This window comes from Streptomyces sp. NPDC017529 (assembly GCF_044329785.1).
GTDB lineage: Bacteria > Actinomycetota > Actinomycetes > Streptomycetales > Streptomycetaceae > Streptomyces.
Window position 1 is genome coordinate 443457 of sequence record NZ_JBIRJY010000006.1, and the last position, 24403, is coordinate 467859.

General features: G+C 72.9%; 17 protein-coding genes. 11 read left to right on the top strand and 6 right to left on the bottom strand.

All coding sequences use genetic code 11. The annotated features are described in order from the left end of the window. Window positions 1-21 precede the first annotated feature (21 nt). From ACH4K4_RS18950 to ACH4K4_RS18960, 3 genes are all read right to left on the bottom strand, one after another. The gene (locus ACH4K4_RS18950; protein WP_398168528.1) at window positions 22-1485 is read right to left on the bottom strand and encodes a hypothetical protein; all 1464 of its coding nucleotides are present in this window, start codon (window positions 1483-1485) and stop codon (window positions 22-24) included. Next, window positions 1485-2978 (bottom strand): GT4 family glycosyltransferase PelF, encoded by a 1494-nt coding sequence (gene pelF, locus ACH4K4_RS18955; RefSeq protein WP_398168710.1) that lies wholly within the window; start codon window positions 2976-2978, stop codon window positions 1485-1487. The genes ACH4K4_RS18950 and pelF overlap by 1 nt, the downstream gene beginning before the upstream one ends. 462 nt (window positions 2979-3440) lie before the next feature. Then, entirely contained in the window at window positions 3441-5543 is a 2103-nt protein-coding gene (locus ACH4K4_RS18960) for a hypothetical protein (protein ID WP_398168529.1), read from the bottom strand. Window positions 5544-5907: 364 nt separating this feature from the next. Between ACH4K4_RS18960 and ACH4K4_RS18965 the strand changes: the two genes are divergently transcribed. From ACH4K4_RS18965 to ACH4K4_RS18990, 6 genes are all read left to right on the top strand, one after another. Continuing rightward, window positions 5908-7443 carry a leucyl aminopeptidase gene (locus ACH4K4_RS18965; protein WP_398168530.1) on the top strand — a complete coding sequence of 512 codons (1536 nt, stop codon included), beginning with the start codon at window positions 5908-5910 and terminating at the stop codon, window positions 7441-7443. A 313-nt stretch (window positions 7444-7756) separates the two neighbouring features. Continuing rightward, window positions 7757-9145, top strand: coding sequence for a dihydrolipoyl dehydrogenase (gene lpdA / locus ACH4K4_RS18970; RefSeq protein ID WP_398168531.1), 1389 nt, complete (start codon window positions 7757-7759; stop codon window positions 9143-9145). A gap of 52 nt (window positions 9146-9197) precedes the next feature. Further along, a complete protein-coding gene (sucB, locus tag ACH4K4_RS18975; RefSeq protein WP_398168533.1) occupies window positions 9198-10991 on the top strand; it encodes a 2-oxoglutarate dehydrogenase, E2 component, dihydrolipoamide succinyltransferase in 1794 nt (597 codons plus the stop codon). Window positions 10992-11166: 175 nt separating this feature from the next. Then, window positions 11167-11790 (top strand): GntR family transcriptional regulator, encoded by a 624-nt coding sequence (locus ACH4K4_RS18980; protein ID WP_365848327.1) that lies wholly within the window; start codon window positions 11167-11169, stop codon window positions 11788-11790. A gap of 218 nt (window positions 11791-12008) precedes the next feature. Then, window positions 12009-14669, top strand: a complete 2661-nt coding sequence (gene aceE / locus ACH4K4_RS18985; RefSeq protein WP_398168535.1) for a pyruvate dehydrogenase (acetyl-transferring), homodimeric type — start codon at window positions 12009-12011, stop codon at window positions 14667-14669. A gap of 191 nt (window positions 14670-14860) precedes the next feature. Then, complete coding sequence (locus ACH4K4_RS18990; protein WP_398168537.1) at window positions 14861-15841, top strand: helix-turn-helix transcriptional regulator; 981 nt, start codon at window positions 14861-14863, stop codon at window positions 15839-15841. Window positions 15842-15854: 13 nt separating this feature from the next. Here ACH4K4_RS18990 and ACH4K4_RS18995 read toward each other — a convergent pair whose 3' ends face one another. Then, complete coding sequence (locus ACH4K4_RS18995; RefSeq protein ID WP_398168538.1) at window positions 15855-16790, bottom strand: SDR family oxidoreductase; 936 nt, start codon at window positions 16788-16790, stop codon at window positions 15855-15857. A gap of 154 nt (window positions 16791-16944) precedes the next feature. On the opposite strand from ACH4K4_RS18995, the gene ACH4K4_RS19000 reads away from it, so the two are divergent. Then, window positions 16945-17463: a DUF4240 domain-containing protein gene (locus ACH4K4_RS19000; protein ID WP_398168711.1), complete on the top strand. Its 519-nt coding sequence runs from the start codon at window positions 16945-16947 to the stop codon at window positions 17461-17463. A gap of 13 nt (window positions 17464-17476) precedes the next feature. Here ACH4K4_RS19000 and ACH4K4_RS19005 read toward each other — a convergent pair whose 3' ends face one another. After that, entirely contained in the window at window positions 17477-17968 is a 492-nt protein-coding gene (locus ACH4K4_RS19005; protein WP_398168540.1) for a GNAT family N-acetyltransferase, read from the bottom strand. Window positions 17969-18006: 38 nt separating this feature from the next. Here ACH4K4_RS19005 and ACH4K4_RS19010 point away from each other — a divergent pair, with 38 nt between their 5' ends. Both ACH4K4_RS19010 and ACH4K4_RS19015 read left to right on the top strand, forming a co-directional pair. Then, complete coding sequence (locus ACH4K4_RS19010; RefSeq protein WP_398168542.1) at window positions 18007-18927, top strand: TIGR01777 family oxidoreductase; 921 nt, start codon at window positions 18007-18009, stop codon at window positions 18925-18927. 276 nt (window positions 18928-19203) lie between these two features. Next, on the top strand, window positions 19204-20430 hold the full coding sequence (locus tag ACH4K4_RS19015; RefSeq protein ID WP_398168544.1) for an FAD-dependent oxidoreductase: 1227 nt from the start codon (window positions 19204-19206) through the stop codon (window positions 20428-20430). 63 nt (window positions 20431-20493) lie between these two features. Here ACH4K4_RS19015 and ACH4K4_RS19020 read toward each other — a convergent pair whose 3' ends face one another. Beyond that, the gene (locus ACH4K4_RS19020; RefSeq protein ID WP_398168545.1) at window positions 20494-22017 is read right to left on the bottom strand and encodes a regulator; all 1524 of its coding nucleotides are present in this window, start codon (window positions 22015-22017) and stop codon (window positions 20494-20496) included. Between the two features lie 361 nt (window positions 22018-22378). Here ACH4K4_RS19020 and lipB point away from each other — a divergent pair, with 361 nt between their 5' ends. Beyond that, complete coding sequence (gene lipB / locus ACH4K4_RS19025; RefSeq protein ID WP_398168547.1) at window positions 22379-23194, top strand: lipoyl(octanoyl) transferase LipB; 816 nt, start codon at window positions 22379-22381, stop codon at window positions 23192-23194. A 135-nt stretch (window positions 23195-23329) separates the two neighbouring features. Then, window positions 23330-24280, top strand: a complete 951-nt coding sequence (gene lipA, locus ACH4K4_RS19030; protein ID WP_398168548.1) for a lipoyl synthase — start codon at window positions 23330-23332, stop codon at window positions 24278-24280. The last annotated feature ends 123 nt before the right edge of the window (window positions 24281-24403 follow it).

Consider the following 24403-nt stretch of genomic DNA (forward strand, 5'->3'; position numbering starts at 1 on the left):
GGCCAACTGGGGCCCCGTGCCTCAGCGGTGGGCCGTGACGCGGGCGAGCAGGGTGGAGCCGAGGGCGGCCAGGACGAGCGCGGCGGCGCCGCAGACCGCCAGTTGGCCGGTGGCCGGGGACAGCGGCCCGGTGGCCAGGACGACGGTCTGGGCGATCGCGGCCGCGCCGCACACCGCCGCCGCGACCGGCACGGCACCGAACGCCTGGAGGAGCAGCGCGATCCACAGCACCGTGCCCAGGCACAGCAGCCCCAGGGCGTGCGGCGCGTCCGCCGGCGGCCCGCCCTGCCACAGCAGGGTTCCGGCCGCGCCGAGGAGCGCGAGCACGGCGAGGTAGCAGAGCAGGCACCAGGCCATCGCCCCGGAGGTGGCGCGCCAGAAGCCGGCCGGGGTGGTGCTGGTGCGCAGTCCGGCCAGGGCGCGGCTGCGGTAGCGGTACAGCAGCCATTCGGCGGGGCCCATGCTGAGCGTGAGGGCCACCGCCGCGGGCGCGGCGACCTGGGCCCTCTCCCCGTACCGCAGGACGTCGCCGAGCGCCGTGTGCAGCACCAGGACGCCGACGGCGAGGCCGAAGAGCCCGTACGGCACGGACGCGACCGCGCGCGGCGCCGGCCCGTCGGTGCGCGGCTCGCGGCGGCAGCGCAGGACGGTGACGGCGGCCAGCGCGACCGCCGTGCCGAGCGAGAGGACGAGCAGGGCGGTCCGCACGGCGTCCGGCGGCACGTACACCGCCATCAGCGCGGCGCCGAGCCCGACCGGCGCCAGGGCGCACAGCAGCCACCGCTCGCGGCCGAAGACGAGCAGGGCCGTGGCGGCGCCGAGGTAGACGGCCTGGCCGGCGGCGAAGGCCACCGAGCCGGGGGCGTCGGCGTCGATGCCGGCGGCGGCCCAGGCGATCAGCGCGCCGGCCGCCGCTCCGGCGGGCGCGCCGAGGGCGAGGGCGCGGGCGGCGGGCCACCGTTCGCCGACGCCCAGCCAGGAGTACGCGCGGTGGGCGAGCGCCTGGTTCCAGGCCCAGCCGGTCAGCGCGCCCGCCAGCAGCGGCAGCGTGCCCGCGGGCAGCCCGCGGGCGTCCGGCGGGCCGGTGAGCAGGTGGGAGCCGACGATGTAGGCGAGTCCCGGCAGGGCGAAGACCAGGGCGCGCAGCAGACAGCCGAGCAGGCTGACCCGCCAGGGGTCGGTGAACGGGCGGTCCGGTTCGGGGTACGTACGCGGGACGCGCTCCCACAGTTCCTCGGCGAGGGCGAAGGAGTTCTCGCGCCCGTAGGTGAGCTTGATCTGGTCGTCGCTCATGCCGTCGGACTCGATGATGGCGGCGATCTCGTCGGGGTGCACGGCCGCGGCGATCAGGTCGCCCATGCGGTGGGCGAGTTCGTCGACCGGGTCGGGCGCGGCCCAGTGGGGGCGCTGGGGCCGCGGCACGTCCGGGAGGTCGTCCGTGCGGTCCTGGCCCTCGCCGGGTACCAGCCACAGGGATCCGCTCATCAGCCCGCCCCGTCGGCGGTGAGCGGGGTGTTCCACGGTCCGCGCAGTTGGAGGGTCCACTCCTCCTGCGGTTGGTCCGCGGCCTGGGCCGCGCCGTCGAGTTCGCGGTAGATGGTGCGGAAGCCGTCGACCGAGCGGCGCAGCGTGAACTGGTCGATGACGCGCTGGCGGGCCCGGCTGCCGAGTTCGGCGCGTTTCTCCCAGCCGCCCTTGAGCAGTTCCAGGGTGGCCTTGGCCATCGCTTCGGGCTCCCGCGGCGGTACCACGCGCCCGGTGTCGCCGACCGCCTCGCGCACCCCGCCGACGTCGGTCGAGACGGTGGAACGGCCGCAGGACATCGCCTCTATCAGGCTGAACGGGAAGCCTTCGGAGATGCTGGAGAGCATGACGATGCTGCCGGCCGCGTAGGCGCGGGCCACGTCGTCGATGCGCCCCTCCCAGCTGAGCCCGTCGGTCACGCCGAGCGAGGCGGCCAGCTTCTCGCAGCGGGTCTGGTACGCCTCGCCGCCGGCCGGCACCCCGCCGAACAGCCGCAGCCGCAGGTCGGGGACCTCGGCGCGGCACAGCGCGTAGGCGCGGATGAGGGTTTCCAGGTCCTTGATCGGGTCGATCCGCCCGGCCCAGCTCAGGGTGGGCACGTCCGGCTCCTGTTCGGCGTGCGGGAACAGCTGCACGTCGACGCCGTTGTAGACGGTGCGGATCTTCTCGGGCGGGGTGCCGCCGCGCTCTTCCCAGCGCGTGTTGTATTTGTTGCACGGCGTTACCAGGTCGGCGGCCCGGTAGCTCTCGATCGTCAGCTGCCGGTAGAAGCCGAGCATCAGGGCCTTGACGGGCCAGCGCTGGGCGTCGCGGCGGTATCCGAGGTAGCGCTCGCGCAGGTAGATGCCGTGCTCGGTGAGCAGGAACGGTACGTCGTCGAACTTCTTGGCGGCCAGCGCGGGCAGGCAGGCCAGGCCGTTGCTGACCGCGTGCGCGACGCTGTCGGTCGGTACCCGTACGGACAGCGGCCGCAGGGCGTGTTCCAGCAGGTCGGTGGCGGTCAGCGCGTCGTGCACGGTGGGCTTCGCCGCGCGCGTGGCGACGTGCGGCAGGGTCCAGATCCACATCAGGGAGCGCAGCGCCGACTCGGTGCGCAGCGCGGCGCTGAGCCGTCCTTCGCGGGCGAGCGCGGCCAGCGCGTACAGCTCGGTGCCGAAGTCGGTGCAGGACTGCGGGTCGAGCATGGACAGCAGGAAGCGCTCGTAGGTGTCGACGAAGCGGCGGCGCTCGCGGCCCCGGGACAGGCCGTGGGTGCGCCGGCCCGGCGGCGGGCCCCACATGGGGACGGAGGAGTGCGCGTAGACGTTGCCGGGCAGGTCCCAGGTCACCGGCTCCCGGCCGCTGCCGGTGAGCGCGATGACGTTGAAGCGGACTTCGGGCATGCCCCGTACGAGCTGGTCGCACCAGGTGGAGACGCCGCCGTGGACGTGCGGGTAGGTTCCCTCGGTGAGCATGGTGACGTGCCTGCCGGGCTGTGGTGCGTCGTCGGCCCGCGGACTTCGGCTGCCGACCTCGTACAGGGCTGCGTTCATGGCTGTTCCCCCCCGGGATTCAGGTGCTGGGTGGTGCGGTGTGGGGCGCGCGGGCGCGGGTGCTGCGGGCACCGTGCGCACGCGTGGGGCGGCCGGCGGCCGTGCCGGCCTGGTACGGCGTGCGCTTCCGCGGGGACGTGAGCGGGGACGGTGCGAAGGCGCGGCGCCGGTGTGCGGGCGCGCCCGTGGGGCACCGGTACGGGCGCGTCCGTACCCGCGCGTCCGTACGGATGCCTGAACGCGGGTGCGGTGTCGCGCGCCGGGGTGCCGGAGCGGGCGCGGTGGTGCTGCGGTGCGGGGTACTGCGGGACGGGGGCGGTGGGAGGACGCCGACCGCCCGGCGCGCCCGGTCGGGGTCGCGGACCGGGCGGTGCCGAGGACTCGTCAGGCGGTCGTCGGGAGCTTGAGCGTGACGACCGCTCCGGGCGACTGCGCCGTGGCCCACTCCGAAACCCGTCCGGCATAACGAGTGCCGAATTCCTTGGTCCCATCAGAGAGTTGTGTCGTGGTTCCGTCCGGCATCGTAGCCGGAGCGGCCACCCCCGCCGGCGACGTGACGGTGACAACGTCGCCAATTCTGTACGCCGTCACGGAACCGGCGTCCAGCGCCCGCTGCCAGGCCGCACGCTGCTGCATCTCGCGCCCGATGTCCCGGTGCCGCTGGTTGACGACCGGCGTGCTGTCGGCGAAAAACCCGCGATAGTCGGCCAGAACTTTGTCCAGAACCGGATAGGCGATGCGGCCCTCGGCCAGGTTCGACTGGTGGATGTAGTGCGGCCGCGGATCGTTGGCCAGAGCATGACCAAGGGCGGTCCGCGCCTCCTGCGGGACGATGTACGAGGCGTAGCCCGTCGACGTCGGCAGGGGCTCCGGGAGACAGGTGGAGTGGGGGTCGGTCTCGCAGACCCCGCTGCCGCCGTCGGCCTTGCTCGTGTAGATCCAGTTGTACTCGTCGGTCTCCTCGGCCGCCGTGCCCACGTTGTAGAACACGTTCATCGGGTAGCGCGGGACGGTCAGTGCCGCGCCGACGGCCCGCTGCGCGGACTCCCGCGAGTTGTCGCTCGCCACCCACTTGGCGCCGGTCGCCGCGAGCGCGGGCGCGAGGTTGGGGTTGTCCTGCGGCTGCTGCGGCAGGGACTTCAGCCCGGAGTGCTCGCCGGTCACCAGCTCCGCGGCGTCCACGTCCAGCCCCCTGGCCACGCCCCAGGCGTGGTTCTTCTCGATCTCGGAGGCGATCTCGCCGCGGCTCACCCACCGGGTGGCGCCGAACAGGTCCTTGGAGCAGCGCCAGGGGACGACCGAGGTGTCCTGGACGCAGCCGAGGAAGGGGTGGGTCCAGGTGTGGTTGACCCAGCGGTACTCGGCCTTGTCGGCGAGCAGCCGGTCGGCCAGCGCGTCCACGCCGCCGTGCTCGTACTTCCACTCCTCGCCGGAGCCGGCGTTGTAGACCATGTCGAGCCGGTAGTTCCGCTCGCGCTGCCACTGGGCGGCGTACGCGGCGTCCGCCTCCGTCATCCGGACCGGCGTGGTCTCCGGGACGCCGGGCGCGCAGTCGAAGTCGCCCGGCGTGCAGTTGTTCGCGGTGTCCCAGCGGGCGTCCGGCGCGAAGACGTCGTCGACCTGTACGGAGAAGTAGTTGCGGCTCTGGCCGAGGTGGACGCCCTGGGTGAGCCAGTCGACGATGCCCCGGGCCAGCAGGCGGAACTGCTGCTGATAACGGTTCTGCGCGAAGGTGACGACCAGTTCGCGGCGCCCGTCGTGGGCGTACTCGCCGACCAGCGAGCCGCGCGCGGAGGTGCCGGGCACCGCCGCGTCCAGATACGAGGTGAACGTCGCGCCCGCCGGCGGGTTCGCGACCGGCTGCGCGATGTAGCCGTACGCCTCGGAGACCTGCGCGTCGGCGTCCTCGAAGGGCACCTGGCCCTTGAGGTAGCCGAAGGGGCCCGCCTTGCCCGCGTCGGTGGTCCGGGTGGCGAAGCCGTCCAGCACGCCCGCGTAGCCGCCGTCGTCGGGCGTGCGCAGCCCGACCGCGGGCCGGGCGTAGGTGTACGCGTCCACCTGCGGGATCTTGTATGTGGCCTCGTACGCCTTCAGGGCCGCGAGCTCCGAGGAGGCGGCGGAGCCGAAGGGGTTGTCGTTCGGCAGCACGACGCCCTGGAACTTCGCGCGCGGCCTGCCGTCCACGGTGTCGCCGAGGAACGCCTCGTCGATCACCGGACGGCCCGGGGCCGTCAGGTCGACGGTGGTGTACGGGATTCCCTGGCCACGCAGTTCGGAGGCGATGGCCTCGGTGGAGTCGCTGCCGTCGGACACGACCAGCACCCGCAGGTCGATGCGCGGCTCGGCGGCGGCCGCGGCGCCCGGCCCGGCCGGCGCGGCCTGCGCGGCGGGCAGCCCCACCGCCAGGGGCAGCGCTGTCAGGATCGCGGTGGCGAGTACGGAAACGGCTCTGGCCGGCCGTCCGGCCGATGTGACGTTGCTGCCCATGGGCGCAGTCCCTTCCCCCCGGAAGTCCCCCCTGCCTCCGGAAGCACACCGGGCAGGCTCGTGCACATCATGCGAAGGTTCGGGGCCGGGTATCCCGCAGTCGCCCCGACTGTGACGCACGTCTCATCCGCCGCACGGATGTTGACCCGGAAGGCCGCGGCGTCGACCGGCCCGGTGCCGGCGGAACGGGCAACTCCTCCCACGGGAGAAGGTGTTCGGGGCTCCCGGGACAGGTGTTACAGGTGTGACAGTACGGGCCGATACGGCATCAAGCGGTTACGCACGGCGGACCCGAGCGTAGGCTCGGCCGCAGCAGCGCCCTCGGCGCGAACGGATTCCCGGACGGAACAGGACTTTCATCACCGTGACTGCACTGACCCTCAGCACATCTTCCGCCGCGACGTTGCGCGCGGACGCCGTCGTCGTCGGCCTGGCCAAGGGCGCCAAGGGCGCCGTGCTGGCCCCCGGCGCGCAGGCCGTGGACAAGGCGTTCGACGGCAAGCTCGCCGCCGTACTGGAGACCCTCGGCGCGAGCGGTGCCGAGGGCGAGATCACCAAGCTGCCCGCCACCGGCCTGAAGGCGCCGGTCGTGCTGGCGGTCGGCCTGGGCGAGGTCCCCGCGGCGGACGAGGACTACGACCTCGACGCGCTGCGCCGCGCCGCGGGCTGCGCAGCGCGCGCCCTGGGCGGCACCAAGAAGGCCGGCTTCGCACTGCCCGCCGAGGACGCCGAGTCCGTGGCCGCGGTCGCGGAGGGCGCGCTCCTGGGCGCGTACGCCTTCACCGCCTACCGGAGCAACGGCGACGCCAAGGCCGGCCGCGGGAAGGCCGACGCCAAGTCCGCGCCGCTCGCCGAGGTCGCGCTCCTCGGCGCCAAGCCGCGCGACAAGGCGCACAAGGCCGCCGCCGAGCGCGCCGAGGCGCTGGCCGCCGAGGTCAACCGCGCCCGCGACCTGATCAACACCCCCTCCAACGACCTCACCCCCAAGACCTTCGCGGCGCAGGCCCAGGCCGCCGCCAAGGAGTTCGGCCTCAAGGTGGAGGTGCTGGACGAGAAGGCCCTGAAGAAGGGCGGCTACGGCGGCCTGATGGGCGTCGGCCAGGGCTCGGACAACCCGCCGCGCCTCGTGCGGATCGCCCACACCCACCCGAAGGCCGAGAAGACCCTGGCGTTCGTCGGCAAGGGCATCACCTACGACTCGGGCGGCATCTCGCTGAAGCCGGCCGGCCACAACGAGACCATGAAGTGCGACATGAGCGGCGCCGCCGCGGTGTTCGCCGCGGTCGTGGCCGCCGCCCGGCTGGGCCTCGCGGTCAACGTCACCGGCTGGCTGGCGCTCGCCGAGAACATGCCGTCGGGCAACGCGATGCGCCCCGGCGACGTGCTGACCATGTACAACGGCAAGACCGTCGAGGTGCTGAACACCGACGCCGAGGGCCGCCTCGTGCTCGCCGACGCGCTGACCCGCGCCTCGGAGGAGCGTCCCGACGCGATCGTGGACGTCGCGACGCTGACCGGTGCGATGGTGCTGGCGCTGGGCAACCGGACCTTCGGGATCATGGCCAACGACGACGCCTTCCGCGCGAGCCTGCACGAGATCGCCGAGGAGGCCGGCGAGCCGGCCTGGCCGATGCCGATGCCGTCCGAGCTGCGCCGGACCATGGACTCCCCGGTGGCCGACCTGAAGAACATCGGCGAGCGGGCCGGCGGCGGCCTGCTGGCCGGCGTCTTCCTCCAGGAGTTCGTGGGCGAGGGCATCACCTGGGCGCACCTGGACATCGCGGGCCCGGCCTTCCACGAGAGCGCGCCCTTCGGCTACACCCCCAAGGGCGGCACCGGCTCCTCGGTCCGCACCCTGGTGCTGCTGGCCGAGCGCACCGCGGCCGGCGACCTCGGCTGACGCCGCTCCGGTTGCTCCCGCTTTGTCCGTACGGCCCCGGGTCCGGCGCCCGGGGCCGTACGCGCGTGTTCGCCCTCGACGAAATCCGCACGCCCGTACGCCGGAGTAACCGCACGCGTACCACCCCGGGACGGCCGCCGCGCCGCCCCACAGCCCGGCCCGCCGTCCCGCCCGCCTTCAACAAGTGCGAAGATGGGTTCTTGGCAGGACAGGGCCCCCCTTACCCAGGGCCGAACCAACCAGCGGCCGATCAACAGCCGCCGCCCGGTCACCGAAGACCGGCTCCGGCGTACCCATGCATGGAGGACGTGACGTGGCGAACGACGCCAGCACCGTTTTCGACCTAGTGATCCTCGGAGGCGGTAGCGGCGGTTACGCCGCTGCCCTGCGCGGGGCGCAGCTGGGCCTGGACGTCGCCCTGATCGAGAAGAACAAGCTCGGCGGCACCTGCCTGCACAACGGCTGCATCCCCACCAAGGCCCTGCTGCACGCCGGCGAGATCGCGGACCAGGCCCGCGAAGCCGCGCAGTTCGGCGTCAAGGCCACCCTTGAGGGCATCGACATCGAGGGCGTCCACAAGTACAAGGACGAGGTCATCTCGGGCCTGTACAAGGGCCTGCAGGGCCTGGTCGCCTCCCGCAAGGTGACCTACATCGAGGGCGAGGGCCGGCTGTCCTCCCCCACCTCCGTCGACGTGAACGGCCAGCGTGTCCAGGGCCGCCACGTCCTGCTGGCGACCGGCTCCGTGCCGAAGTCCCTGCCGGGCCTGGACATCGACGGCGACCGGATCATCTCCTCGGACCACGCGCTGAAGCTGGACCGCGTGCCGAAGTCCGCGATCGTGCTGGGCGGCGGCGTCATCGGCGTCGAGTTCGCCTCCGCGTGGAAGTCCTTCGGCACCGACGTGACCATCGTCGAGGGCCTCAAGCACCTCGTCCCGGTCGAGGACGAGAACAGCTCCAAGCTGCTGGAGCGGGCCTTCCGCAAGCGCGGCATCAAGTTCAACCTCGGCACCTTCTTCGACAAGGCCGAGTACACCCAGGACGGCGTCAAGGTCACGCTGGCCGACGGCAAGACCTTCGAGGCCGAGGTGCTGCTGGTCGCCATCGGCCGCGGCCCGGTCTCCCAGGGCCTGGGCTACGAGGAGGCCGGGGTCGCCATGGACCGCGGCTACGTCCTCGTCGACGAGTACATGCAGACCAACGTGCCGACCGTCTCGGCCGTCGGTGACCTCGTCCCCACCCTCCAGCTCGCGCACGTCGGCTTCGCCGAGGGCATCCTGGTAGCGGAGCGGCTGGCCGGTCTGAAGACCGTGCCGATCGACTACGACGGCGTGCCGCGCGTGACGTACTGCCACCCCGAGGTCGCTTCGGTGGGCATCACCGAGGCGAAGGCCAAGGAGCTGTACGGCGCCGACAAGGTCGTCGCTCTGAAGTACAACCTCGCGGGCAACGGCAAGAGCAAGATCCTCAAGACCGCGGGCGAGATCAAGCTCGTCCAGGTCAAGGACGGTGCCGTGGTCGGCGTCCACATGGTCGGTGACCGTATGGGCGAGCAGGTCGGCGAGGCCCAGCTGGTCTACAACTGGGAAGCACTGCCGGCCGAGGTTGCGCAGCTCATCCACGCGCACCCGACGCAGAACGAGGCGCTCGGCGAGGCCCACCTGGCCCTGGCCGGCAAGCCTCTCCACTCCCACGACTGATCCCGGTCCGGGCGCGACCACATCCGCATTTTCGTAAGGAGCAAGAGAAACCATGGCGGTTTCCGTAACCCTTCCGGCGCTCGGCGAGAGCGTCACCGAGGGCACCGTCACCCGCTGGCTGAAGGCCGAGGGTGAGCGCGTAGAGGCCGACGAGCCCCTGCTGGAGGTGTCGACCGACAAGGTCGACACCGAGATCCCCGCCCCCGCCGCCGGCGTGCTGGCCTCCATCAAGGTGGCCGAGGACGAGACCGTCGAGGTCGGCGCCGAGCTGGCCATCATCGACGACGGCAGCGGCGCGCCCGCGGCCGAGTCCGCCCCGGCGCCGGCCGCCGAGCCCGAGCCCTCCGCGGCTCCGGCCCAGGAGGCCCCCGCCCAGGAAGCCCCCCGGCAGGAGGCCCCCGCGGCCCCCGCCGGCGGCGCCCAGGGCTCCGGTGCAAGCACCGGCTCCACCGGAGCCTCCGGCACTGATGTTCTGCTCCCCGCGCTCGGCGAGAGCGTGACCGAGGGCACCGTCACCCGCTGGCTCAAGGAGGTCGGCGAGGAGGTGGCCGAGGACGAGCCGCTGCTGGAGGTCTCCACCGACAAGGTCGACACCGAGATCCCCGCCCCCACCGCCGGCACCCTGCTGGAGATCCTGGTGGGCGAGGACGAGACCGCCGAGGTCGGCGCCAAGCTGGCCGTCATCGGCCAGAAGGGTGCTGCCCAGGCCGAGGCCCCCGCCGCCCCGGCCCCGGCTCAGGAGGCCCCGAAGCAGGAAGCCCCCCAGCAGGAGGCTCCCGCCCCGGCTCCGCAGGCCCCCTCGGCCCCGGCCCCGCAGGCCGTGACCACCCCCGCCCCGGACCCGGCCCCGGCCGCTCCGGCCCCGGCGCCGGCTCCGGCCGCAGCGCCCGTCACCCCGGCCCCGGCCGCGGGTGAGGCGGACGCCGCGTACGTCACCCCCCTGGTCCGCAAGCTGGCCCAGGAGAGCGGCGTGGACCTGGGCTCGGTCAAGGGCACCGGCGTCGGCGGCCGGATCCGCAAGCAGGACGTCATCGCCGCCGCCGAGGCCGCCAAGCAGCAGGCCGCGCCTGCCGCTGCCGCCGCCCCGGCCGCGTCGAAGGCTCCGGCCATCGAGGCCTCCCCGCTGCGCGGCCAGACCGTCAAGATGCCGCGGATGCGCAAGGTCATCGGCGACAACATGATGAAGGCCCTGCACGGCCAGGCGCAGCTGACCTCCGTGGTCGAGGTGGACATCACCAAGATCATGCGGATGCGCAACAAGGCCAAGGACGCCTTCGCGCAGCGTGAGGGCGTCAAGCTCTCGCCGATGCCGTTCTTCGTCAAGGCCGCCGTCCAGGCGCTGAAGGCCCACCCGGTCGTCAACGCCCGGATCAACGAGGACGAGGGCACGATCACCTACTTCGACACCGAGAACGTCGGTATCGCGGTGGACGCGGAGAAGGGCCTGATGACCCCGGTCATCAAGGGTGCGGGCGACCTGAACATCGCCGGCATCGCCCGCAAGACCGCGGAGCTGGCCGGCAAGGTCCGCACCAACAAGATCAGCCCGGACGACATGTCGGGCGCGACCTTCACGATCAGCAACACCGGCTCGCGCGGTGCGCTGTTCGACACGGTCATCGTGCCGCCGAACCAGGTCGGCATCCTGGGCATCGGCGCCACCGTCAAGCGCCCGGTGGTCGTGGACCACCCGGAGCTGGGCGAGACCATCGCCGTGCGCCACATGACCTACCTGGCTCTCTCCTACGACCACCGCCTGGTGGACGGCGCCGACGCGGCCCGTTACCTGACGACGGTCAAGCAGATCCTGGAGGCCGGCGAGTTCGAGACCGAGATCGGTCTCTGAGCGCGGTAGCCACCCCGTAGGTGTGCAGGGTCGGCCCCGGTTCGTACAAGTTCGTACGAGCCGGGGCCGACCCGTTTTCGTTGCGCGGATAATGGCCCTTCCGCGTCGCCCGCACCGGCCGGCCCAAGTTCCGGTACCGTGCCGTCGCCCTCCGTACGCTCTGAAGGAGCACGTCATGACCCCGCCCGTCGTCCATTCGCTCCGCGAGCAGATCCGCGAGCACATCCTCGAAGGGATCGTCAGCGGCCGCTGGCAGCCCGGCGAGCGGATCGTGGAGCGGCGGATCGCGGTCGAGCTGGAGGTCAGCCAGACGCCCGTACGGGAGGCACTGCGCGAGCTGGAGTCCCTCCAGCTGATCGAGTCGGCCCCGAACAAGGGCGTACGCGTACGGAACCTGACCGCGGACGACCTCAAGGAGAGCTACCCGGTACGGGCCGGGCTGGAGCAGGTGGCCGCCGAGCTGGCCGCCGGGCGGCTGGCCGAGGACACCGCGGCGCTGGACCGCGAGGTGGCGGCGCTGTGCGAGGCGGACCGGCACGGGGACGGCGAGGCGCAGGTGCGGCACACGGTGGCCTTCCACCGCGAGATCGTGCGCGCGGCCCGCAACGCCGTCCTGCTGCACACCTGGGAGTCGCTGGGCGTCGAGGTGTGGACGACGCTGTCGATCCGCTGGTTCAGCCCGGAGCCGCGGTCGCACGCGCGGGACCACCAGGAGATCGTGGACGCCTTCCGGCGGCGTGACCCGAGGATCGGCGAGCTGCTGAAGACGCACGTGCTGAGCTGCGCGCCCCGGGTCTGAGGCGCGGGTCCGGGGCCGCTTCCCCCTTCGATTCGGAGACAGAGCCGGCCTGGCACCCCGTGCCTATAAGGCTGGCACCCCGTGCCGACCTGCGGTTTTTCCTTCAACTTGCGTTGATCGATCATCGATCAGAGGCGTATCGTCGTACCCGGGGCGCGACACCCCTGCCTGCCAAGCACTCATCGCACCTCCCTCCTCCGTCCGGAAAGGGGCCACCCATGCCCGATCCCGTACGCCAGCCGTACAGCCAGCTCGACCAGGTCCCGGACCGCGACCCGGAGGAGACGGCCGAGTGGCGCGAGTCCCTGGACGCCGTCACCAAGGCGGCAGGGCAGCACCGCGCCGCCTACCTGATGCGCCGCGCCGTGGAGCACACCGGCGACCCGGGCCTCGCGCCGCTCGAAACCGACTACGTCAACACCATCCCGACCGCCGCCGAGCCCGAGTTCCCGGGCGACGAGGCGATGGAGGCCCGGATCACGGCGTGGAACCGCTGGAACGCGGCCGCCATGGTCACCCGCGGCTCCCGCCTCGGCCTCGGCGGCCACATCGCCACCTTCGCCTCGGCGGCCTGGCTCTACGAGACCGGCTTCCAGCACTTCTTCCGCGGCAAGGAAGCCGACGGGAGTGGCGACCAGCTCTACATCCAGGGCCACGCCTCCCCCGGCATCTACGCCCGCGCCTTCCTCGAAGGCCGCCTCACCGAGGACCAGCTCGACCGCTTCCGCCAGGAGGCGGCCGGCGACGGCCTGCCCTCCTACCCGCACCCGCGGCGCCTGCCCTGGCTGTGGGAGTTCCCCACCGTCTCCATGGGCCTGGGCCCGCTCTCCGCGATCTACCAGGCGCGCTTCAACCGCTACCTGGAGCACCGCGGCATCAAGGACACCTCGGACTCCCACGTGTGGGCGTTCCTCGGTGACGGCGAGATGGACGAGCCCGAGTCGACCGCCGCCCTGGCGCTGGCCGGCCGCGAGGGCCTGGACAACCTGACCTTCGTCATCAACTGCAACCTCCAGCGCCTGGACGGTCCGGTCCGCCCCAACTTCAAGATCGTGCAGGAGCTGGAGGCCCAGTTCCGCGCCGCCGGCTGGAACGTCATCAAGTCCCTGTGGGGCCAGGCCTGGGACGAGATCTTCGCCCAGGACACCGACGGCGCCCTGCTGCGGCGCCTGCGCGAGACCCCGGACGCGCAGTTCCAGACGTACGCCACCCGCGACGCCGCCTACCTGCGCGAGCACTTCTTCGGCTCGGACCCGTCGCTGGACCGGATCGCCCAGGGCCTGTCGGACGCCAAGCTGCTGGAGCTGTTCCAGACCTCCCGCGCCGGCCACGAGCCGCGCAAGGTGTACGCCGCGTACAAGGCCGCCGTCGAGCACAAGGGCGCGCCGACCGTCATCCTGGCGCAGACCGTCAAGGGCTACACCCTCGGCGAGGGTTTCGAGTCCCGTAACGCCAACCACCAGATGAAGAAGCTCACCGGCGAGCAGTTCCGCGCCATGCGCGACCTCCTGGAGCTGCCGATCCCGGACAGCGCCTTGGACGCGGACGTGGTGCCCTACGCCCGCCCGGACGAGAACTCCCCGGAGATGGAGTACCTGCGTCAGCGGCGCGCCGCCCTCGGCGGCCCGGCCCCGGCCCGCAAGGTCGTCGCCAAGCCGCTGCCGATGCCCGCCGACAAGGCGTTCGACGCCCTGAAGAAGGGCTCGGGCTCGCAGGAGATCGCCACCACCATGGCGTTCGTCCGGCTGGTCAAGGACCTGATGCGGGACAAGGAGACCGGCAAGCGCTGGGTGCCGGTCGTACCCGACGAGGCCCGCACCTTCGGCATGGAGTCGCTGTTCCCGTCCGCCGGGCTCTACTCCCCCGTCGGCCAGACCTACGACCCGGTCGACCGCGACCAGCTCCTGTACTACAAGGAAGCCAAGGACGGCCAAATCCTCAACGAGGGCATCACGGAGGCCGGTTCGCTGGCCGACTTCACCGCGGCGGCGACCTCGTACGCCACCCACGGCGAGCCGATGATCCCGTTCTACATCTTCTACTCGATGTTCGGCTGGCAGCGCACCGCCGACCAGTTCTGGGCGCTCGCCGACCAGTTGGGCCGCGGCTTCGTCATCGGCGCCACCGCCGGCCGTACGACGATGACCGGCGAGGGCCTCCAGCACGCGGACGGCCACTCGCACCTGATCGCCTCCACCAACCCGGCGGCGCTCTCCTACGACCCGGCGTTCGCCTACGAGGTCGCGGTGATCGTCAAGGAGGGCCTGCGCCGGATGTACGGCCCGGAGGCGGAGGACGTCTTCTACTACCTGACGGTCTACAACGAGACCAAGGTGCAGCCCGCCATGCCGGAGGGCGTCGAGGAGGGCATCCTCAAGGGCCTCTACCGCTTCAAGGAGGCCGAGCCCGCAGCTGCCGACGCGCCCCGCCTCCAGCTGCTGGCCTCCGGCACCGCCATCCACTGGATCCTGGAGGCCCAGGAGATCCTGGCCCGCGACTGGGGCGTGGCGGCGGACATCTGGTCGGCGCCGTCCTGGACGGAGCTGCGCCGCGACGCGCTGGAGTGCGACGCCGCCCGCCTGGAGGGCGAGGACCGCGTCCCGTACGTGACCCGTGCGCTGGCCGGTGCCCCCGGCCCGGTCGTCGCGGTCAGCGACTGGATGCGCGCCGTGCCCGACCAGATCGCCCCGTGGGTCGAGCAGGACTGGACCTCCGTCGGCACCGACGGCTTCGGCCTCTCCGACACCCGCGAGGCCGCCCGCCGCCACTTCGGCGTCGACGCCCAGTCGGTCGTGGTGCAGGCGCTGGCCGCGCTGGCCCGCCGCGGCGACGTGAAGGCGGAGACGGTCAAGGAGGCCAAGGAGCGGTACGGCCTGTAGGCCACCGGTACGGCCTGTAGGGCCACGAGCGGACGCGGCGGGCCGACCGCCGCGTCCGTACCCCGCGCCGGACCGCGGTCCGGCGCCCCCCGCTCCCGTGCGGAGACCACCTCAACCGCGCCCGGGGTCTCCGCACGGGATCTTCATCGGGGCAGCGCCCGGAACGGCTTCCAGGGCGGCATGATGCAGGCATGCGCGCTGCCCGGCTGATCAAAATGGTGCTGCTGCTCCAGTCACGCGCCTCGATGACCGGCGCCGAACTGGCGCGGGAGCTGGAGGTGTCGGAACGCACCGTCTCCCGCGACGTCCTCTCCCTCTCCGAGGCCGGGGTGCCCGTCTACGCGGACCGCGGCCGGGCCGGCGGCTACCGTCTCATCGGCGGCTACCGCACCCGGCTGACCGGCCTCGGCCGCAGCGAGGCGGAGGCCCTGTTCCTGTCCGGCGTGCCCGCCGCGCTGCGCGACATGGGCCTCGCCGACGCCGCCTCCGCCGCCCGGCTGAAGGTCTCCGCCGCGCTGCTGCCCGAGCTGCGGGACGCCGCGGACGGCGCCGCCCGGCGCTTCCACCTCGACGCCCCCGCCTGGTACCGGGAACCGGCCACCCCCGGCCTGCTGCCCGCCGTCGCGGACGCGGTCCGGGACGACCGGCGCATCACCACCCGCTACCGCCGCAAGGACACCGAGGTGGAGCGGGAGTTGGAGCCGTACGGCCTGGTGCTCAAGGCGGGCGTCTGGTACCTCGCGGCGCGGGCCGGCGAGGACATGCGCGTCTACCGCGTCGACCGCTTCGCGTCCGTCACCCTCCTCGACGACCACTTCACCCGCGTCCCGGACTTCGACCTGCCCGCCTTCTGGGCGGAGCGGGCCGCCCGGTTCGCCCGCTCGATCCTGCGGGACGAGGTGGTCGTACGGCTGACGGCGGCGGGCACCCGGCAGCTGCGGCACGTCACCGACCGCGCCGGCGCCGAAGAGGCCCTGGCCGCGGCGGGCGAACCCGACGAGCAGGGCCGGACCACCGTCACCCTGCCCGTCGAGTCCCTGGACGTCGCCTACGCCCAGTTGCTCGGCCTCGGCCCCGAGGCGGAGGTGCTGGCGCCTTCCGAGTTGCGGGAGCGTTTCGCCGCCACGGCAGCGCGTATGCACCAGGCGTACGGGGAGCCGGCCGGCCACTGATCCGCCGGGCCGCCTACCGGTACCCGGTCGTGTCCGCCGGCTTGCCCTCCTGCTCGACCTCGGTGAGGTAGCGCCAGGCGTCCGGCGCCGAACCGTCCACGTCCGTGAAGCCGTACTCCTTCGCCAGCCCGCCGCTGGAGAGCGCCTGCCCGTTGAAGCGCGCGACGTCCGGGTCGGCGGCCAGCGCCGCCACCGCCCGGCCGACGTACACGGGCGTCTCCGAGATGGCGAAGTGCGGGTTCTGCTCGCAGCCCGCCCGCCAGTTCTCCTCGGTGACCTTGAAGTACGTGTCCAGCATGGCTTCCGACCGCAGCCAGCCCGGCGTCACGCACACCGCCGTGCACCCGTACTCCGACAGCTCCTCGGCGAGCCCCTTCGCCATCCTGATGGGCGCGCTCTTGGCCAGGTCGTAGTAGAAGGGCTCCCGGTAGCGCCGGTTGTACTCCTCCGTACCGTCCGTCACCTCCACCACCAGCCCGCCGGGCCGGCGGACCAGCAAGGGCAGCGCGAAACTGCTGGTGACGATGTGGCTCTCCACCCCCAGCCGCAGGACGCGCAACCCCTTCCCAAGGTCGTGCTCCCACATCTTCTTCCCCCACTCGACCTGCGCGTCCCCGCCCCACAGGTCGTTGACGAGGACGTCCAGCCGCCCCTGCTCGCGGTCGATGCGGCCGGTCAGCGCCCGCACCGCGTCCGGGTCCAGATGGTCCGTCGGCACCGCGATGCCGGCGCCCCCCGCCGCCGTCACCAGTTCGGCGGTCCCCTCGATCGTCTCCGTCGCCCGGCCGACCTCGCTCACGTGCCCTCGGGTCGTACGGCCGGTGGCATAGACCGTGGCACCGGCCCGGCCCAGTTCCACCGCCATCGCCCGGCCCGCGCCCCTGGTGGCGCCGGCGACCAGCGCGACCTTGCCGGCCAGCGGCCGCGGTGTGTCCTTCGCCTCGGTCATGATTCGCTTCCCTTCACGCATGACATGACCCTCGCGTGGAAAGCCGACACCTTGTGTCCGCATTACCCGAAGGAATGTGCGTGCATAACGACACCGTCGCATCTGGGGTAGTCCACGTGCGATGCCGCCCGACAGGAACGATGCTGTACCCGTGATGGACGAGACGGAGTTCTGGGAGCTGATCGACGGCTCCCGCGAGGCCGCCGAGGGCGACCCCGAAGAGCAGGCGGACGCACTGGTCGAGCGGCTGGTGGCGCTCGACCCGGACTCCGTGGCGGACTTTGCCCGGTACTTCGAGTCCCGCTACAACCGCGCGTACAACTGGGACCTGTGGGCCGCGGCCGCCCTTCTGCTGGGCGGCGCGAGCGACGACGCCTTCGACTACTTCCGCTGCTGGCTGATCGGCCAGGGCCGGGAGGTCTTCGAGGGCGCGCTGCACGACCCGGACAACCTCGCCGAACTGCTGGACGCGTTCGACGACGAGGTCGACGGCGACGCGGAGGAGCTGGGCTACGCGGCCGACGAGGCGTACGAGCAGCTCACCGGCGCCGAGATGCCGGACCTCGGCCTGCCGCCCCAGCCGTCCGAACCGCTCGGCACCTACCTCGATCTCGACGACGACCGGGCGCTGGCGGACCGCTTCCCCCGCCTGTGGGACCGCTTCGGCGTCTGAGCGCCACCGCCCCTCAGACCAGCGCCTTCCCCATCATCACGTCGTCCACGTACGCGCCCTCCAGCAGGAACTCCCCGGGCAGCACGCCCTCCACCTCGAAGCCCGCCGACTCGTAGAGCCCGCGCGCCGGGGCGTTGTGCCCGAGGACGCACAGGGTGATCCGGCGGGCCCCCTCGTCCAGCGCACGCGCGCAGGCCGCGTCCAGCAGCGTCCTGGCCACGCCCCGGCCGCGCGCCCAGGTGTCCACGGCCAGCCCCCGGATCTGGCGTACGTGGGCGTTGCACGGCAGCGGAGTCGGCGGTACCACCCGTACGTAGCCCGCGACCCGGCCGGCGACCTCCGCCACGAGCAGGTCCTCGGGGCGGTGCCGGTCGTCGAAGAACCGCTCGTACGGGGGCTTCGGACGGGGTGTCACCGCGTGCAGGACCGACCACGTACGGCGGTCCAGGACCGCGAGTGCCTCCTCGTCGGCGAGCACGGCGGAGCGGACGAACGAATCGGACATGCGTGCCACTGTGTCATGTGCGTGCCTTCGGGGGCAGTATGGCTGCCATGCGGATCGCGATCACCGGCTCGGCCGGTCTCATCGGTACGGCACTCGTCCGCTCCCTGCGGGAGACACCACCGGACGCCGGGGGCGGCCACGACGTCGTCCGCCTCGTCCGGCACGCGCCGCGCGCCGCCGACGAGGTGCGCTGGGATCCGAAACGCCAGACGGTGGACACCGCCGGGCTCGCCGGCTGCGACGCCGTCGTGCACCTCGCGGGCGCGGGAGTCGGCGACCACCGCTGGACCGACGCGTACAAGCGCGAGATCAGGGACAGCCGCGTCCTCGGCACGGCGGCGCTCGCCGAGGCCATCGCCTCCCTGGACACCCCGCCGCGGGCCTTCGTGTGCGGCAGCGCGATCGGCTACTACGGCGACACCGGCGACCGGCGTACGGACGAGTCGGCGCCGCCCGGCGACGACTTCCTGGCCCGCCTCTGCGTGGAGTGGGAGGAGGCCGCCGCACCGGCCGTCGAAGCCGGTATCCGTACGGTCTTCGCGCGCACCGGGCTGGTCGTGGGACGCCAGGGCGGCGCCTGGGGGCGGCTGTTCCCCCTCTTCAAGCTCGGCCTCGGCGGCCGGCTGGGGGACGGCCGCCAGTACTGGAGCTTCATCTCCCTGCACGACCACATCGCCGCCCTCCGGCACCTCGTCGCCACGGACGGCCTCACCGGACCGGTCAACCTCACCGCCCCCGAACCGCTCACCAACCGCGAGGTCACGGCAGCCATGGGCCGCGTCCTGCGCCGCCCCACACCGTTCCCCGTCCCCGCGGCGGCCCTCCGCCTGGCCCTGGGCGAATTCGCCGACAACGTCCTCGCCAGCCAGCGCGTCATCCCCCAACGCCTCCTGGACACGGGCTTCACGTTCGCCCACCCCACGGTGGACGAGGCGATCCGGGCGGCGCTGACGGGGTAGACGGCGCGGGGCGGTTGGGCGGTGCCGGCCGGTTGGGCGCCACTCGCCGTGGGCGGCAGCGGTTCCGTACCGCCCACGTACCGTCCCCGTACCGCCCACGTACGTCTCCCCGCGGCACTCCGTGCCGCTTCGTGCGCCCGTGCGCTGTCTACGCGCGATCGCGCCCCCACCGCCCCGGTTCTTAGGGTTCCAACCTCACGAACTCGGCATCCCGCGCGCCGGAGCGGGGCAGAAGCCCCAGTAGCGCCGGCACCGGGACCGACCTCGGGAGGGCACGTGCTGCGCACCGCATCGACCGTGGACGTCGTCATCGTCGGGGCCGGCCTCGCCGGTCTCGCCGCCGCCCACCATCTGACCAGCGCGGGAGCCACGGTCACCGTGCTGGAGGCCGCCCCGCGCGCCGGCGGCCGGACCACCACCGATCACCTGGACGGCTTCCGGCTGGACCGCACCGGCCAACTACTCGTCACCTCGTTTCCCGAACTCCGCTCCACCCCCGGTCTCACCGGCCTGGTCCTGCGTCACTTCTCCCCCGGGCTCTGTGTCCACAACGGCCAGCGGGCGCTGCGCATCGGCGCCCCCCGGAGCACGAGGGGCGCACTTTCGGCCGCGCGCGCCCTGTCGCGCGCCGAGCGCCGCGCGGACCGCCCCACGGCCGAGGCGCTGACCGCCCGCCCCGTCTTTCCCCCGTACGTCCCCGACGGGTTCCTCCGCCCCCTGCTGACCGCCCTGCTCTGCGACCCGCGGCTCACCGGCTCCAGCCGCAACGCCGCCCTGGCCCTGCGCTCCTTCGCCCGGGGCCGCCTGTGCCTGCCCGCCGGCGGAGCCGCGGCCCTCCCCGAACTCCTCGCCGCCTCCCTTCCCCCCGGCACCGTGCGCACCTCCGTACGCGCCGTCTCCGTCTCGACCACCAGCGTCGGCACCGCCGACCACGGTGAACTGCCCTGCCGTGCCGTGCTCGTGGCCACCGGCGCGCGCGATGCGGCAGAGCTGCTCCCGGGGTTGCGGGTCCCCGATTTCCACCCGGTGACCATCGTGCACCACACCACTGACAGTCCCCCGCTCCGCGAGCCGACGCTGATCCTGCCCACCGCGGGCCCGGTCGCGCACACCTTCGTGGCCAGCGAGACCGACCCCTCGCGCGCCCCGGCGGGCCGCGCCCTGGTCACCACCACCGTGCTGGGCACGCCCGCGACGCTGCCCGCCGGCGCGCTGGACAAGTCCGTGCGGCCCCAGCTCGACCGGATCTACGGGACGTCCACCGACGCCTGGGAGCTGCTGGCCGTCCACCACGACCCGGAAGCGGTCCCGGCCATGCCCGTACCGCACGATCCGCAGCGGTCCGTCCGGCTGCTGGCCGGCCTGTACGTGTGCGGCGACCACCGGGACACCGGCACCGTCCAGGGCGCGCTGCGCTCCGGCCGCCGGGCCGCCCGCGCCGCGCTCGCCGACCTCCAGCTGCCCCCGTTCCACGAACCCTGCGAACTGTCCGCCGCCGCCTGACGCGCCGGCGGGGCGGAGCCGCCACCGCGCCCCGCCCCGCCGGCCCCTGCCGGTCCCCGCCCGTCAGCCCTTCATCGCCGCCACCCGGTCCCGGTACCCGCGTACCGCGGCCGCGTCCCGGTACGGCTCCAGCCGGCGTTCGAACTCGCGCACGTACTCATGCGCGCGCACCGACCGCATCTCGGACGCCTGGAGCGCCGCCTCCGCGCCCAGCGCGCACGCCTGCTCCAGCTCGCCCAGGCCGAGCCGCGCCGTCGCCAGCACCACCCGGCAGAACAGGCGGCTGCGCGCGAAGCCGGCGCCGCGCAGTTGCAGCGAGCGTTCCGCGTGCTGCGCCGCGGCCCTGAACTGCTGGAGGTCGCGGTGGCAGTGCGCCAGTTCGTCGGCGAGCTGTGCCTCGTCGAAGAAGCGCGCCCAGTACGGCGTGTCGTCCCCGGGACGCGCCGTCTCCAGCGCCCGTTCCGCCCGCGCCAGCGAGGCCGTGCACGCCCGTACCTCGGTCAGTACGCCGTGCCCGCGCGCCTCCGCCGAGTGCAGGAGCGCCTGCACCACGGGGGGCGCGTTGCTGCCGACCCCCTGCTGGGCCACCCGCGCCAGCTGTACGGCCTCCCGGCCGTGCCCCAGGTAGACGGCCTGCCGGCTCATGGTCACCAGGACGTACGAGCCGTACGCGCGGTCGCCCGCCGCCTGCGCCAGCCGCAGCGCCTGGACGAAGTAGCGCTGGGCCAGGCCGTGCGCGGCGATGTCGTACGACGTCCAGCCGGCCAGCCGCGTCAGGTCGGCGGCCGCCGCGAAGAGCCGCCGTCCGGCCGCCTCCCCGTAGGTGCCGCGGAGCATCGGCTCGACCTCGTGCTCCAGGTAGCGCACCAGGGCCTGGCGCGCGTGCCCGCCGCCGTAGGCGTGGTCCAGCGCGCGGAACAGTTCGCCGACCGACCTGAGCGCCTTGATGTCACCGGCGGACACCCGGTAGCCCGGCGACCGGTCGGAGCGTTCCGCGCGCTCCGGGCGCTCGGCGCGGTCCGTGCGCCCCGCGCGGTCCTGGTGACCGGGGCGCTCCATCTGCCGCTGCCGGGGCACCGACACCTGCATCCGGCCCGGCGCGGGCAGCCGGGCCGCGGCCTCCGCCGCCTCGCCGTGCGCGACCCGCTCGTCGGCCCGGCCGATCAGCCAGTCGCGGCTGGGCACCACCAGCCCGGCCGGGGTGAAGGCGATCTTGCGCAGCTCCGCGTGGCTGCCGGAGTCCTTGCGCCACAGACCGCTGACGATGTCCACCGCCTCGCTCGGCGTGGACGCGAACTCCAGCCCGGCGTACACCGGCGCGCAGGCGTCCAGGCCGAGGTCCTGTGCCGACAGCCGCCGCCCGAGTCTGCGGGTGAAGACCTCGGCGATCAGTGCGGGCGTGGTGCCTCTGGGCTGCTGTCCGCGCAACCAGCGCGTGACCGACGTCTTGTCGTACCGGAGGTCAAGACCGTGCTCCAGTCCCAGCTGATCGACTCGCCGGGCCAGCCCGGCATTGGAGAATCCCGCCTCCGCGATGAGCGCGGCGAGCTGTCGGTTGGGCGTGCGCTGTGGGGGTCGTTCCGTCATCAGCTTTACCGGTCTCCTGCCTTCCGGGCTGAGCTGCCCGGGTTCGGCTGACCCTGTCCGGCGCTGCTCCCTGCCCTCGTGGAACGGCGTGAATGTAACGGCCCGCGACGGCTTTCTCGTCGCCTTCGCCACGCGTTCATCCGATCGTGTGAGCAGGGCTCGCACTGTCCTCCACGGTTCTCCGGGAGTTCCCGCCCCGAGCCCGCACCGGCGGCCCCAGGAGCGCCTCCGGGGCTCTCGGATCACTTACGTGCGCCCGCGTACCGGGACCACGCGCCGGGCGCCTGCGGGGGCCGCCCGCCCCCGCCGTACAGTTGGCGTGGGCGCAAAGGACTCAACAAAAGTTCGAAGAGGAGCTGCCGTGACTGCGATCTCTCGGGGGGACACCCCCGCACCCGAGGGGCTGCGCTTTGTCCAGTTGGGCTTCGGCGCCGACGCCGTCGAGTACGAGACGGCGTGGCAGGAACAGCGCAGGGTGCACGCCGCCCGGTTCGCCGACGAGATCCCGGACACCTGCCTGCTGCTGGAGCACCCGCCCGTCTATACGGCGGGCCGGCGCACGGACGACAGCGAGCGCCCCTTGGACGGCACCCCGGTCATCGACGTCGACCGCGGCGGCAAGATCACCTGGCACGGCCCCGGCCAGCTGGTCGGCTACCCCATCCAGAAGCTCCCGCGCCCGGTCGACGTCGTCGCGCACGTACGGCGTCTCGAAGAGGCCATCATCCGCACCTGCACCGAGTTCGGCGTGGAGACCACCCGGGTCGAGGGCCGCAGCGGCGTCTGGGTGCTGGGTGACCCGGTCGCGGACCGCCCGTCCCTGGGCGGCCTCTCCCTCGACTTCGACCCGCGCACGGCGGACGAGGAGTTCGACGCGCGGCTGAACGGCCCCGAGTACGCCCCGTCCAACGCCGGCCAGCGCCGCGAGGACCGCAAGCTGGCCGCGATCGGCATCCGCGTCGCCAAGGGCGTCACCATGCACGGCTTCGCGATCAACGTGAACCCGGACAACACCTCGTTCGACAAGATCGTGCCGTGCGGCATCCGGGACGCCGGCGTGACCTCCCTCGCGAACGAGCTGGGCCGGGACGTCACCATCGCCGACGTCGTGCCCGTCGTGGAGAAGCACCTGCGCGACGTACTGGCGCACGCCGAGCTGCTCCCCAGGGCGGTCTAGCGGGTCCTCGCACCGCCGGAACCGGGTGCGAGGAATGCGCCCCTGCCATACGGGGTTGGCCTGCACGTAAAGACGTGCGAATTGACGGGCGTACCCTGGTGTACGCCGAAGAAACGAAGTCGTAGGGAGCCGGACGTGTCCGCTGTCGCACCCGACGGACGCAAGATGCTGCGCCTGGAGGTCCGGAACAGCCAGACCCCCATCGAGCGCAAGCCCGAGTGGATCAAGACCCGGGCGAAAATGGGTCCCGAGTACAACCACCTGCAGGGCCTGGTCAAGAAAGAGGGCCTGCACACGGTCTGCCAGGAGGCGGGCTGTCCCAACATCTACGAATGCTGGGAGGACCGCGAGGCGACCTTCCTCATCGGTGGTGACCAGTGCACCCGCCGCTGCGACTTCTGCCAGATCGACACGGGCAAGCCGCAGGAGCTGGACCGCGACGAGCCGCGCCGGGTGGCCGAATCCGTCCGGACGATGGGGCTGAAGTACGCCACGATCACCGGCGTCGCGCGCGACGACCTGGACGACGGCGGGGCCTGGCTCTACGCGGAGACCGTCCGCCAGATCCACGCCGCGATGCCCGACACCGGCGTCGAACTGCTCATTCCCGACTTCAACGCGGTCCCCGAGCAGCTCGCCGAGGTCTTCTCCTCGCGCCCCGAGGTGCTCGCGCACAACGTCGAGACGGTGCCGCGGATCTTCAAGCGCATCCGCCCCGGCTTCCGCTACGAGCGGTCGCTGGAGGTCATCACCAAGGCCCGCGAGGCCGGCCTGGTCACCAAGTCCAACCTGATCCTGGGCATGGGCGAGGAGCGCGCGGAGATCAGCCAGGCGCTCCAGGACCTGCACGACGCGGGCTGTGAGCTGATCACGATCACGCAGTACCTGCGCCCGTCGGTCCGCCACCACCCCATCGAGCGCTGGGTCAAGCCCGCCGAGTTCGTGGAGCTCAAGGAGGAGGCCGAGGAGATCGGCTACGCCGGCGTCATGTCCGGCCCGCTGGTCCGCTCCTCCTACCGCGCCGGCCGGCTGTACCAGCAGGCGGTCGAGCGCCGCCAGGTCGAGGAGTCGGCCCAGGCCGTCTGACCCGGACGAGGCCCGTTCGGCCCATGGACCGGAATGTGAAACGTGGCACAGAGTGTCATGACGCGGCCCGTACCTCCCCAGGCAGGGGCGGTGCGGGCCGCGTCAAGGTTTCATCGGTGTTTG